We start from the raw sequence: 12,489 nt of genomic DNA, 5'->3' as shown, positions 1-12,489 counted from the left end.
TCGCCCGCCAGGCGTTGACGGCGACCATTGCAGCGTTTGCCTTGCTGTGCAGGGATTTCCGGCAGCTGGTGACGTCAATGCGGGTGGTGGGTTAGCGGGCGGCGTCCGGTGGTTTCGGTCCGGCCTTGGCCGGGCGGTGGTCCTGGGCGAGATCGGCGAGCGCCTGCCGGTCGAGTTTTCCGGATGGGGAGAGTGGGAGTCCATCCAGCAGGTGGAAGCGCGCGGGAACCATCTGCCGGGGCAGTTGATCGCGGAGATGCCTGCGGAGGTCGGGGTCGACACCGTCGGCGCTGTCGGTCGGCACGACGTACGCGGCGATCAGTTCCGCGCCGTTGCGCGTCGTTACCACGGTCACGGCGGCGTCGCGCACCGAGCGGTGTCGCCTGATCGTCTCCTCGATCTCACGCAGTTCGATGCGGTAGCCGCGGAGCTTGACCTGCTGATCGGCGCGTCCGAGGTATTCCAGCTCCCCGTTGGGAAGAACCTTGGCGAGGTCGCCGGTGCGGTAGCAGCGCTCCGCCTTCGGTCCGACGTGGACGAACTTCTCAGCCGTGAGCGAAGGCTGGTTGAGATAGCCCAGTGCGACCCCGCTCCCGGTGATGCAGATCTCGCCTGCGACGCCCTTCGGCACCGGGCGCAGCTGTGAGTCGCACACGTGCACTCCCAGGTGCGGGAGCCCGACGCCGATGGGAGATGCCACCCGGCCGTCGAGGTCTTCGTCGTGGATGAACTTGGCGGTGGCGAAGACGGTCGCCTCAGTGACGCCGTACATGTTGGCCACCACGGGTTTGGGGCCGGTCTGACCGCCCACGAACTCGCGCACCACGTCCAGGTCGACGTTCTCCCCGCCGAAGGTCAGGTAACGCAGGCTGAGCGCCGGCCATCCCGCGTCCGCGTGCGACAAGGCCATCGAGCGGAAGCAGGAGGGCACCTGGTTCAGCACGGTGATCTTCTCCTGCATCAGGAGGCGCAGGAAGTCGTCGTGCGCCGCGGCGGTGCGGGCGGGGACGAGTACTGCGGTGGCGCCCGTGGCCAGAGCTCCCCAGAGCTCCCAGACGGAGAAGTCGAAGCTGAAGGAGTGGAACACGGTCCACCGGTCGTCGGCGGAGAGCTCGAAGAGGGGAAGTGTGCCGCGCAGGAGTGAGAGCACATTTCCGTGGGAGACCACGCAGCCTTTCGGTCTCCCGGTCGAACCGGACGTGTAGATCACGTAGGCAGGCGAATGTTCGTGTATTTCGACCTCGGGAGCGGCCACTTCGGTGGTCGCCACCTGCGCGGCGTCGATGGTCCGAACGTCGCTGAGGCCGATGTCGGCTGCTGTGCCGGGATTTCCGACGATGATGCCGACCCGGGCGTCGGCGACCATGTAATTCAGCCGATCCGTGGGATAGGACGGGTCGAACGGGACATAAGCGGCGCCTGCTTTGAGAATGGCCAGCAGTGCCACGGGAACGTTCAGGGTGCCATCGATCAGAACGCCGACCAGATCACCCGGCTCGACACCGCTGGCGACAAGGTGATGTGCGAGCGCGTTCGCCGCAGATTCCAGCGAGCCGTAGGTGTGCGCGTTCCCATCATCCGTTATCGCGACGGCGTCTTTCTGTTTGCGCGCGACCCGTGTGAACAGATCGGGTAGCGACGTGACTCCACTAAGATGTGCTGTCGCCCGACTAGTGCTTGCCGCTGGCACGACGTTCTCCCCAGTCCGGTTTCCGGTGTTCGGGTGACGCTAGCAGCGCGCGGAACGCTGGTATAGCGGCTTTTCCGGCTTGGAAAGTTTCGGACACGGCGTCGGCGTTCCAGTCGATCTCCGGGTACGTTCTCGGTTGCTGGGCCCGTCTGGCGGACCTGAGTGGCGGACGGGCTCCAATGAGGAATCAAACGCTGCTGCGGGGTCCGCGTGTCGCGTCGAAGGACCGGGAAGTGTCCTGTTCGACCTGCACATCCCTGGGGGACGGCTGAGCGTGTGAGTTTTTCTTCTCGCTGCGTGTCGATGTGGAAGTGAGCGTATGAGGAATACATCTCGTCAACCTGGCGGCCCGGTCGGCAAGGCCGCGCAGATGCGTCGAATGCTGGATTCGCCCGAAATGGTGTTCCTGATGGAGGCCCATGACGGCCTTTCGGCGCGCATTGCAGAGAGCGAGGGCTTTGACGCGTTGTGGGCCTCCGGTTTCTCGATCTCGACATCCCTCGGCCTTCGCGACAGCGACGAGGCGTCGTGGTCGCAGTTGCTCTCGGTGGTCGAGTACATGGTCGCCGGGACCTCGGTCCCCATCGTCGTCGACGGGGACACCGGGTACGGCAACTTCAACACGGCTCGGCGCTTCCTCGCCAGCGCCGAGCGGCAGGGCGCCGCAGGGGTGTGCTTCGAGGACAAGGTTTTCCCGAAGATGAACTCGTTCGTCGGTGACTCCCACCGGCTGGCCGACATCGACGAGTTCGCCGCGAAGATCGCTGCGTGCAGCGAGGCGCGCAACGACGAGGACTTCTGCATCATCGCGCGCACCGAGGCGCTGATCGCCGGACGCGGTGTGGACGAGGCGCTCGAACGTGCCGAGGCATACCGGAAAGCGGGCGCCACCGCCATCTTCGTGCACTCGCGGCAGCAGGTGGCCGACGAGATCGAGCAGTTCGCCGCGGAGTGGGCCGACCGGGCGCCGCTGGTCATCGCACCGACGACGTACGCGAGCACGTCCGCGGACACCTTCAGAAACCTCGGGATCTCCGCGGTGATCTGGGCGAACCACAGCATGCGCGCCGCAGTGACCGCGATGCGGGACGTCTGCCGGTCCATCAAAGCCAGCGAGAGCGTGCTGAGCGCGGAGGCGAAGATCGCTTCTCTGAAGGAGATATTCGAGTTCATGGACTACGCCGAGATCGAGGAGACCGAGCGCAGGTTGCTGCTGCGAGGCACGAGCGCCGCCGATGACTAGGCCGGTGAGAGCGCTCCCGCAGGGGCGGATCGGTCCGGTGGTGCGCGTTCGAGGCGCGCCGGAGCCGGATCGCGACCAGCACCCGCACACAGGAGAGGATCTGCCTTGACCCACAACAGTGACCCGTCGACGACAGCCGACGCCGTCGAGATCGAGCGGATTGCCCGCCGCGCGCGAGCGTTGTCCCTGCGTACGGCATTCCACGCCCAGGACGGCCACCTCGGGGCCGACATGTCGGCGATGGACATCCTTTGCACCCTCTACTTCGGTGTGCTGCGCGTGGGTGCCCAGGATGCCGCCGACCCCGACCGCGACCGGTTCGTGCTCAGCAAGGCCCACGCGTCCACCGCGATGTACAGCGTCCTGTCTTTGAAGGGCTTCATCCCCGAGGAAGAACTGGAGACCTTCGGGCGCGCGAACTCCCGGCTGAGCACTGTGGTGTCCACCCGCGTCCCAGGCGTGGAGTTCAGCACCGGCTCGCTGGGGCACGGCCTGCCGCTGGCCACCGGTGCCGCGCTGGCCGGGCGGATGGACAACTCAGCTCGGCGGATCGTGGTGCTGTGCGGCGACGGCGAGCTCCAGGAGGGGAGCAACTGGGAGGCGCTGATGCTCGCCGGCACGCACGGGCTGAGCAACCTCACCCTGATCGTCGACCGGAACCTCGCGCAGAAGGGCGCGAGCACGGAGGACATCAACGCGCTGGAACCGCTCGACGACAAGCTCCGCTCCTTCGGCTGGGCGGTTCGGCACATCGACGGGCACGACGTCCCGGACATGCTCTCGGTGCTGCGGTCGCTCCCGCTCGCCGAGAGGCGGCCGTCGTGCCTGATCGCGACGACGGTGAAGGGGAAGGGGGTTTCCTTCATGGAATTCGATCTCAGTTGGCACAGCAGGCGGCTGACCCGCGAGTTGTACGAGCGGGCGCTGGCGGAACTGGACGGGGGGAACGTGCGATGACATCCGCGCAACTGCTGGACTGCGTGCCGGCCTTCGCCGGGGAACTGCTGCGGGTCGCCGACGAGGACGACCGCGTCTGCATCGTGAACAACGACTCAGCCGACACCCACTTGGCGAACGACTTCCAACGCGGATTCCCCGCGCGGTTCGTCGATGTCGGCATCGCCGAGCAGAACATGGCCGGTGTGGCGGCGGGTCTGGCCAACGCGGGCAAGGTGCCGTTCGTGCACTCCGCGGCGTGCTTCCTGGCCCGGGCCACCGAACAGATCAAGAACGCCGCCTACACCGGCGCCAACGTGAAGTTCTGCGGCTTCGTCAGCGGTCTTGCCTACGGGGCGCTGGGAGGAACACATCACGCGACCGAGGACATCGCGTGGATGCGGTCGATCCCGGACCTCCCGGTGCTCTGCCCGGCGACGCCGGCCGAGACCGCGGCGGCCGCTCGCCTGGCCTGGCGCCACGAAGGTCCGGTCTACCTCCGGATCATCAGCATGACCCCGGTGCCGGAGCTGTTTGACGCCGGGCACGAGATCTCGTTCGGGACCTCGACGCAGCTGCGGGAAGGCGGCGACGTCACGCTCATCGGCACTGGCCTGGCCACTACGAGACTGGTCGAAGCCGCCGCACTGCTGGAACGCGAGGGCGTTCGGGCCGGAGTGCTGCACCTGCATTCGGTGTCACCGATCGACGAGGCCGCCATCATGCGCGCGGCGCGTGAGACGGGCCGGCTGGTGGTGGCCGAAGACCACGTGCTCAACGGCGGTCTGGGAGGAGCGGTCAGCGAGACCGTCGTCCGGACGGTGCCGGTGCCCGTGCTCCAGCTCGGCATCACCAACACCTTCGCGCCGATCGGGCCCGCCGCGTTCCTCCACGAGCACTTCCGGCTCACGGGACCACTGCTCGCCCGTGATGTCCGGGACTGGCTCGACGGCCACGAGCGGAGGCGCGCCTGACGTGCGGGTAGCTGACTACATCGTCGAGTACATCCGCGAGCGGAACGTCCGGACCGTCTTCATGCTTTCGGGTACCGGTTCGATCTTCCTCGACGAGGCGATCGCGAAGGCGGACGCGCTCACCTGCGTGTGCGCGCGCCACGAGGCCGCGGCGACCCTGATGGGTACCGGTGCGTCGAAGCTGACCGGCGACATCGGCGTCGCCGTGGTGACCAGCGGGCCAGGAGCGGCCAACGCGATGGCCGGGTTGATCGACGCGTGGGTGGACGCCGTCCCGGTGCTGGTTCTCGCCGGACAGGTGGAGAGCCGCCACATCGATCGGTCAGCGCGTTCGTTCGGGATCCAGGGCTACAACGTCGTCGACTGCGTGCGCCCGGTGACCAAGTACGCGGTGGTCGTCGACGACCCCGTCCAGATCAGGGCACATCTGGACCGCGCCTTCCACGAGGCGCTCACCGGCAGGCCCGGCCCGGTCTGGTTGGACGTGCCGCTGGACGTGCAGGCCGCGGAGATCGATCCCGCTGCTCTCGCCGGATTCGAGGCGCCCGCTCCGGAGCCGTGGTCCAACGGGCCCGCGGAGATCGCCGCCGTCGTCCTCGACGAGCTGCGCGGGGCGTCGCGGCCCATGTTCGTCGTGGGCCAAGGCGTCCGGCAGGCCCGTGCCCAGGGGGAGTTGGCGGCGCTGGTCGAGCACCTGGGCGTCCCGACCGTGTGCACCCGGCTCGGGTACGACCTGCTTCCGTACCGCTCGGAAGCGGTGATGGGGCAGGGCGGGATCCGAGGTCGGCCGCACGTCGAGCGGGTGATGCGGGAGGCCGACCTGGTCGTCAGCCTCGGGGCGAGCCTGTCCACCGGTCTGGTCGGTGAACACCAGGACGCCTTCTCGCCGCAGGCCCGCGTGGTGATGGTCGATCTCGACGCGGACCAGTTCGACCGGGCGAACGTCGCGGTGGACGTCCGGCTGCGCATGGACCTGCTCGGCCTCCTGACCGAGATGAACCGCCAGATCAAGCACGACCGGACCGGTCTGGAGTGGCCGCAGTGGCGGAACCACTGCCGCGAGCTAAAGGAGAAGAGCTCTTCCGCCGCGACGCTCGCCACGGAGCCGATCAACTCGTACTACTTCGTGAACCGGTTGGAAGCGCAGGCGGGCCGCGATGCGGTGTTCGTGGTCGATACCGGAAGCGCCTACTACGTCACCGGCCAGACGCTGGAGTTCAACGATGGCCAGCGGGAGGTCACCTCCGCGGCGTTCCTCAACATGGGCGCCGCCGTGCCGATGGCGGTGGGCGCGTCCTTCGCCGCGGCCGGAGCGCGGGTGATCACCATCGTCGGAGACGGTGCGATCGAGCTCAACATCCAGGAACTCGCGACGATCAGTGACTACGAGCGTGACATCAAGGTGTTCGTGTTGAACAACGGCGGTTACTCGTCCATCAGGGAGTCGCAGGACGCGCTCTGCACCGCCCGGGTGCTCGACGAACCCGCACCGCTGGACTTCCGGGCCGTCGCGGCGGCGTTCCGGATTCCGTACCACCGGCTGAGCGCCGTCGACGCGCTCGACGACGACCTCGCCGCGCCCCTCGGACCACCGGGGCCGGCGCTGATCGAGGTGATCTGCGACAGCAGACAGAAGCTGATGCGGCCCGCCGCAGCCCACGACATCCGTGCCCACGACGGAGTCACGATCCCCACCCGCTGTTAGGAGTCCGTTGTGCCGTCAGAAAAGAAGAGGGCAGCACTGTTCTGGTCCAGGCCCGCGATCGAGCAGGTCCTCTGCGGGTTGTGGGGTGAACTGCTCGACACGGAGGTGAGACCGCATGACAGCTTCTTCGACATCGGTGGTTACTCGCTCCTGGTGGTGGACCTGGTGCGAGCTGCACGCGAGCGCGGTGTCGGATTGAAGGCGTCCCACGTGTTCGACCACCAGACCCCGCAGGCGATCGCCGGGATCCTCGCGCCGGACCAGGATCACCAGCGCCTGCACGACGAGCGGCGCGGTGCCGAGACCCTGTGGAACGAGGCGATGAACCCGTGGAGCGACTCGGCCCCGAGATGCCTGGTGCCCATCAGGGAGGAGGGCGAGGGCGCACCGCTGTTTGTGGTCCACTGGGGAAACGGCAACGTGCGGTTCGTGTCGCAGGTCATCGACTCCTGGCGGGCCGACCGCCCCGTATACGGGTTCGAGGCGGCTGGCTACCGCGGCCACGTTTCCGGGCTCACCTCGATCGGTGAGATGGCGCAGCGGTATCTAGCGGAATTGCGGGAACACCAGCCCGAAGGACCCTACTTCCTCGCGGGGCTGTGCCAGGGCGGTCTGGTCGCCCTGGAGATGGCCCGGCGCCTCCGCGAGCGGGGCGAGGACATCGGGCTGCTCGCGCTGGTCAACCTCCCGGACCTCGAACCCATCGCGGACCGGGGCTGGGGGCTGGACGAGCTCTACGGCTTCCGGCTGGGCGCGCTGCGCGCCCAGTTCGGGCTGGAGGGCGAGGAGGACGTCACACGCGTGTTGCAGGAGATGCTACCCATGGCCTGGTACGACGAGGACATCTCCGAGAACGACTTCTACCGGCTGCAGATGATCTGGGCCTGCGGCGTCCTCGCGCAGGACCACTACCGCCCCCGGAGCTACGACGGGCCGGCGCTCCTGCTGGAGTCGGCCGCGATGCTCGACGGGGTCGAGAAGAACTGGTTGCCGTTCCTGCCCGCCGCGACGGTGCACCACTACGACGTGGAGGGAACGCTTTCGGTGGTGCAGCACCCCGAGGTGGCGGAGATCATGTGCGCCGCCCTGACTCCCGAACGACCGTGACCGAACGGATTCCTGAAACGAGGGTCGTCCCCGATGAAAAGTGATCAGCATTACCGGATCGACTACCGCATCAACAACAACAAGAAGAGCGCCGAGCAGAACCACCGGCCGGTGCAGGTCGAAGCCTCCCCGGAGGAGATCCGGCAGCTGACGGAGGACGGGTGCCTGATCCGCCCCGGTCAGCTCGACGCAGATCACGTCGCCAAGCTCCGCGAGGCGATCACCAGGGTCGAGGAGGCCGAGCTCGGTGCGGGAGTTGCGGAGCACCGCGAGGGCAACGGCCTGTTCCTGCGGATGCTCCAGGAGAAGGACCCGGCCTTCCGCGACCTGATGTTCTACAGCCCGATGGTCTCGATCGCGCGCGCCGTGCTGGGGCCGCAGATCGCCTTCGAAGTCGACGCGCGGATCGCCTACCGCGGGAGGCCGGACCACCTGGTGCCGTGGCACATCCACCGGAGGGTCGTGCCGGACCCGTTGCCGCCGTTCTTCTGCTACCCGCACGGCGTGCACTGCCTGATCTACCTGGACGAGGTCGGCCCGGACGAGGGGCCGCTGGTCTACCTGCCGGGTTCGCACCGGGACCACACCGTAGACCTGCCGTTCCCCACGACTCGTGACCTGCCGGGTCAGGTCGTGGTGGCGCCGAAGGCGGGGGACATGGTGTTCATCCACGCGAACCTGTGGCACCGGACCCTGCCGACCAGCGAGACGTGCGGATCGCGACGCCTGCTCATCATCGGGTGCGATCCCGCGTGGCTGCGGACCGACAACGCGGGTGACACACCGCCGGAACGGCCGCTCACGGAGTCCTTCCGCGAGTCGGAGTTGCCTGATCTGCGGGAGCTGGCTTACGGCTTCCAGTGGTGAGTGGGCAACGTACGGCGCTTCCTGTTTGGGCACGGGAGGCGCCGCACACCGTCCGGCCGTCGACTCCAGGACGAGTGGTGGGATGCAGATGAGCACGAGGCTGGCCGTCGTCTACGACCGGGGTGCGGTGTCCCCGGCCGAGATCAGCAGCGGGTTGCGGGGTCTAGGGGAGGTCGTCTTCCTGTGCCCCGAGACCGACCACAACCGCGACCTGCTCCCCCTGCTCCGGGAGATGGGGCAGGTGATCCGGCTGTCCTCCGACCGGGGAGAAGCCGTGCGGCAGGTCGCCGGCGCATCGCCGGACGCGATCCTGACGTTCAGCGAGCGAGCGCTGCCGATCACCAGCGCGCTGGGAACCGGGCTGGGACTTCCGGTCAACAGCGAGGAATCGGTCCGACGTCTGACGGACAAGTTCCTCCAGCGGAGCGCGTTGCGAGACGCCGGTGTGGACTCGGTGGAGTGCGCAGTGGTGTCCTCAGTGGACGAATGGTGGCAGTTGCCTGCCGGCCTCGTGTTCCCGGTGGTGGTGAAGCCGAGTCGCGGGGCGGGAAGCCGCAACGTCCACGTCGTGGCGGACGAGCGCGCGGGCGAGGAGCTCGTGGCCCGCCTGCTAGCTCCGGTCCGGACCGGCGGAGCGGGGGAGACCCGGCTCGTCGTCGAGGAATTGCTGACCGGCCGGGACTGCGCTCCTTTCGGGGATTACGTCTCGGTCGAGAGCCTGGTGTGCGACGGAGTGGTCTCGCACATCGCCATCACGGGAAAGCTTCCGCTGTCCCGGCCCTTCCGCGAGGTCGGACAGTTCTGGCCCTCGACCTTGTCGGAACGGGACGGCGAGCCGGTCCTGAGCCTGGCTGCGGACGCAGCGCGGGCGTTGGGCATGCGCACCGGCCTCGTGCACACAGAGGTCAAGCTCTGCGCCGAGGGCCCGCGGGTCATCGAGGTGAATGGACGGCTCGGCGGCTGGATCAACGACCTGAGCACGCGGGCGGCCGGTCTGAACCTGGTCGAGTTGGCCGGCAGGGTGGCGCTGGGCGAGCGCGCGCGCGTCGATCCGGTCGCCCCGGACCGGGTGTACTTCAAGTGCAACAACCTCCCGCCGCTGCGCCCGTGCCGCTTCGAGGGCGTCGACGGCGTGGACCAGGTCCGCCGGATTCCCGGCCTGACCGGGTACCGGCCGTTGGTGCGGCCGGGAGCCGTCCTGGACGGCAGCGCGGTCGACACCTACGAGCTGGACGTGATCACAGGTGACGCCGCCGATCACCGGGACATGCTCGGAATCATCGACGCCGTCGGCGAATCGCTGACCTTCGTTTGCACCATCGACGGACGGCAAGGCCGGTTCCGCGGCCCGGAACTCGCGGCGCTCTAGGGCCCTGGCCCGGTGATTCACCGAAGGAATGTAGTGCGGAGGCCCCCGGATTTATCCGTGGGAGGAAGCACGTGACGTCCAGCATGACTGTGATCGCCACGCTCGCGCTCGGCCAGATCCTGATCATCCTCACCGGCGGCATCGACCTGGCCAACGCCTCGGCCGCGGTGCTGGCCACCCTGATCAGGGCCAAACTGGCGCTGGGCGGCGCGCCAGGTTTCGTCGCGGTGCTGCTGGGAATCGCGGCCACGGCGGCCATCGGCGCGGTGGCCGGAACGCTGGTGACGCAGGTGCAGCTGCCGCCGTTCATCGTCACCCTGGGCATGCTCACCATGCTCACGGCCTTGGCGAAGCTGTTCGCCGACGGGGAGGCGGTGCCGACCAGCGACGCGCTGCTGACTTTGCTCGGCACCTGCCGCTACCTCTTCGGCGGCATCGAGATCACCTACGGCATGACGCTGGCGCTGCTGTTGTACCTGCTGGTCTGGTACGGCCGGGTGACCGCCATCGACGGCGCCGACTTCGAGGTCGTCCACGGCGAGGTGCTGGCCGTCGTCGGCGACAACGGCGCCGGCAAAGGGGGGCGGGGGGACTGGCGGTGGGTTTCGCTTTCTTGGTTGGGCTTTTTGCCGGGGTCGGGGCTTTTGGGGGTTTGGTTGTGGGTGTGCCATCCCCGTGGTGGGTGGAGTGTGGAGGCTGCGGGCCGGAGGTCAAGCCCGGCCTTCGGCCGCCCCTGCGGGGGTGAACGGCTTGACATCCATCCCGCAGCCCCTGTTCGGCTTTGTGCCACGGGGATGGCCAGGAGTGGTCTGGCGCGGGCTTTTGCGTTGCCGAGCAGCGGAATCCGGGTGGCTTGGGGCTTGTGGCGGTTCGGTTTCGGGTTGATCCGTAGCCGGGTTTGACTGGTAGTCGCTTTTCGCTGGCGGGTGCGGGATTCGTCTCGGTCGGCCATTCGCCTAGGGGGTGTGGGTGGTGGTGATCGCTGCGTTCCGAGGTGGCCCGTGCGTGATTTTCGGGGCTATAGCGCCTGAAACCGCTCACGATGCTCGTGCTGGTGGGGGTTGGGTGTCGCCTTCGGCGTGCTGTGGTTTTCGGTGCTGTATCTGTGTCGGGTTTCCGGTGTTTTCGTTTCCGCGGCTTGGGTTTTTGGGTTTCGGGGTCGGGTGTTTCACCTGATCAAGCGACCATAAATGACGTGCGAACTGGTGTTCTAATGCGGGAGAATATTTGGTATGACACCGCTGTTGAACACCCAGGATCCGGCCGTCGGCACCACCAGTGCCCGGTCGGCGGTGTCGTGCACGGATGCCGAACTCGCCGCCCGTATCCGTGAACTGGAGCAAGCGATGCGGGTGTTGATGATGGAGCAGTTGCAGTGCATCGCCGAAGCCGACCACCGTGGTGTGTATGCCGAGTTGGGGTTCCGGTCGGCGCAGGTGTGGTTGCAGGGGTTGCTCAACATCGATGCGCGTGATGCGAAAACCCGCGTCAAGGTCGCCCGCAATGTTGAGGACCGGCAGAGCTTGTATGGCGAGGTCATGCCCGCCGACCTGCCTGAGACTGCTGCGGCTTTGGCAGAGGGTGCGATCGGGTTGGAGCATGCGCGGGTCATCGTGGACGGGGTCCGCCGCCTGCCGGAGTATGCCCGCTGTCATCAGGTCGGTAAGGTCGAATCAACCCTGGCCGGGTATGCGCGGATGATGACGCCTCGTGAGCTGGAGAAGCTCGCCGAGCGCATCCGCTATCTGCTGGATCAGGACGGTGCCTACGACGACGAGGAAGACCAGCATGAGTCGCGGGAGCTGCACTACACGGTTGCCCGGGACGGAATGACGGTCATCAAAGCCCGCCTCGACCGCGAGGCCGGGGCGAAGTTCGCCGCGCTGATGCAACCGCTGGCCGCACCGCGGCCGGAGGTAGAGGGGGAGAAGGATCCGCGGTCGGTGGGGCAGCGCAACGCCGACGGCTTCGCCGCCATCCTGGACCTGGCGCTGGATCATGACGGGGTTCCGCGTTCGGGTGGACAGCGGCCGCACATCACCATCTCCATCGACTTCGAGGACCTCAAGCGAGGGCTCGGGTTCGTCGCCGCCGAAACAGGGTTGCCCGGCACCCTCAATACCGAACGCGCTATCACCGCCGAGAACGCCCGCCGCATCGCCTGCGACGCCGAGGTGCTGCCGATGATCCTCGACGGAGACGGGTTCCCACTGGACGTGGGTCGGGCGAAGCGGACCGCGCCCGCCCAGATCCGTGCCGCGTTGCTGCAGCGGGACGGGGTGTGTGCGTTTCCGGGGTGCGACCGGCCGCCGGGAACCCCGGAAGCACATCACATCGCCCACTGGGTCGATGGCGGAAGCACCGAGCTGGGCAACATGGTGATGCTCTGCGGTCACCATCACCGGACCCTGCACACCCAGCGATGGGAAACCGAGATACGAGACCGGCGACCGGTGTTCATCCCACCGCCCACAGTGGACCCCAAACGAACACCACGACCAGGTGGCATGGCACTACCCGCCCAACACCGCGAATACCTCCGGGACCTCATCCCCGCACCACGGGACCCGGCGGACGAACCATGACGCCCTGGTTCGG

The 12,489-nt window shown here is 67.6% G+C and carries 10 protein-coding genes; 9 read left to right on the top strand and 1 reads right to left on the bottom strand.

Going from position 1 to position 12,489, the window contains the following annotated elements; translation table 11 throughout:
• Nucleotides 1–91 precede the first annotated feature (91 nt).
• A complete protein-coding gene (locus DL519_RS17055) occupies nt 92–1,690 on the bottom strand; it encodes an amino acid adenylation domain-containing protein (protein ID WP_190816240.1) in 1,599 nt (532 codons plus the stop codon).
• A gap of 379 nt (nt 1,691–2,069) precedes the next feature.
• On the opposite strand from DL519_RS17055, the gene aepX reads away from it, so the two are divergent.
• From aepX to DL519_RS17010, 9 genes are all read left to right on the top strand, one after another.
• A complete protein-coding gene (gene aepX / locus DL519_RS17050) occupies nt 2,070–2,933 on the top strand; it encodes a phosphoenolpyruvate mutase (RefSeq protein WP_263399658.1) in 864 nt (287 codons plus the stop codon).
• A gap of 105 nt (nt 2,934–3,038) precedes the next feature.
• A complete protein-coding gene (locus tag DL519_RS17045) occupies nt 3,039–3,890 on the top strand; it encodes a transketolase (protein ID WP_190816238.1) in 852 nt (283 codons plus the stop codon).
• A complete protein-coding gene (locus DL519_RS17040) occupies nt 3,887–4,843 on the top strand; it encodes a transketolase family protein (protein WP_190816236.1) in 957 nt (318 codons plus the stop codon). Before DL519_RS17045 ends, DL519_RS17040 begins: the two co-directional genes overlap by 4 nt.
• Before the next feature lies 1 nt (nt 4,844).
• Nucleotides 4,845–6,548 (top strand): thiamine pyrophosphate-binding protein, encoded by a 1,704-nt coding sequence (locus DL519_RS17035; RefSeq protein ID WP_190816234.1) that lies wholly within the window; start codon nt 4,845–4,847, stop codon nt 6,546–6,548.
• 9 nt (nt 6,549–6,557) lie between these two features.
• Entirely contained in the window at nt 6,558–7,655 is a 1,098-nt protein-coding gene (locus DL519_RS17030; protein WP_190816232.1) for a thioesterase domain-containing protein, read from the top strand.
• Nucleotides 7,656–7,688: 33 nt separating this feature from the next.
• On the top strand, nt 7,689–8,522 hold the full coding sequence (locus DL519_RS17025) for a phytanoyl-CoA dioxygenase family protein (protein ID WP_190816230.1): 834 nt from the start codon (nt 7,689–7,691) through the stop codon (nt 8,520–8,522).
• Between the two features lie 88 nt (nt 8,523–8,610).
• A complete protein-coding gene (locus DL519_RS17020) occupies nt 8,611–9,891 on the top strand; it encodes an ATP-grasp domain-containing protein (RefSeq protein WP_190816229.1) in 1,281 nt (426 codons plus the stop codon).
• 83 nt (nt 9,892–9,974) lie between these two features.
• Nucleotides 9,975–10,793, top strand: a complete 819-nt coding sequence (locus tag DL519_RS17015; protein WP_190824022.1) for an ABC transporter permease subunit — start codon at nt 9,975–9,977, stop codon at nt 10,791–10,793.
• A 330-nt stretch (nt 10,794–11,123) separates the two neighbouring features.
• Nucleotides 11,124–12,476, top strand: a complete 1,353-nt coding sequence (locus DL519_RS17010; protein ID WP_190816227.1) for an HNH endonuclease signature motif containing protein — start codon at nt 11,124–11,126, stop codon at nt 12,474–12,476.
• Nucleotides 12,477–12,489: the final 13 nt, after the last annotated feature.

The sequence above is a fragment of the Saccharopolyspora pogona genome, from assembly GCF_014697215.1.
GTDB classification, from domain to species: domain Bacteria; phylum Actinomycetota; class Actinomycetes; order Mycobacteriales; family Pseudonocardiaceae; genus Saccharopolyspora; species Saccharopolyspora hattusasensis.
This window is presented reverse-complemented; position numbering and strand designations above follow the sequence as displayed.

Excerpts from the sequence above, each read along its gene's own strand:
- DL519_RS17040 (WP_190816236.1), top strand. The coding sequence starts at position 3,887 with ATGACATCCGCGCAACTGCTGGACTGCGTGCCGGCCTTCGCCGGGGAA.
- aepX (WP_263399658.1), top strand. The coding sequence starts at position 2,070 with ATGCTGGATTCGCCCGAAATGGTGTTCCTGATGGAGGCCCATGACGGC.
- DL519_RS17020 (WP_190816229.1), top strand. The coding sequence starts at position 8,611 with ATGAGCACGAGGCTGGCCGTCGTCTACGACCGGGGTGCGGTGTCCCCG.
- DL519_RS17025 (WP_190816230.1), top strand. The coding sequence starts at position 7,689 with ATGAAAAGTGATCAGCATTACCGGATCGACTACCGCATCAACAACAAC.
- DL519_RS17015 (WP_190824022.1), top strand. The coding sequence starts at position 9,975 with ATGACTGTGATCGCCACGCTCGCGCTCGGCCAGATCCTGATCATCCTC.
- DL519_RS17010 (WP_190816227.1), top strand. The coding sequence starts at position 11,124 with ATGACACCGCTGTTGAACACCCAGGATCCGGCCGTCGGCACCACCAGT.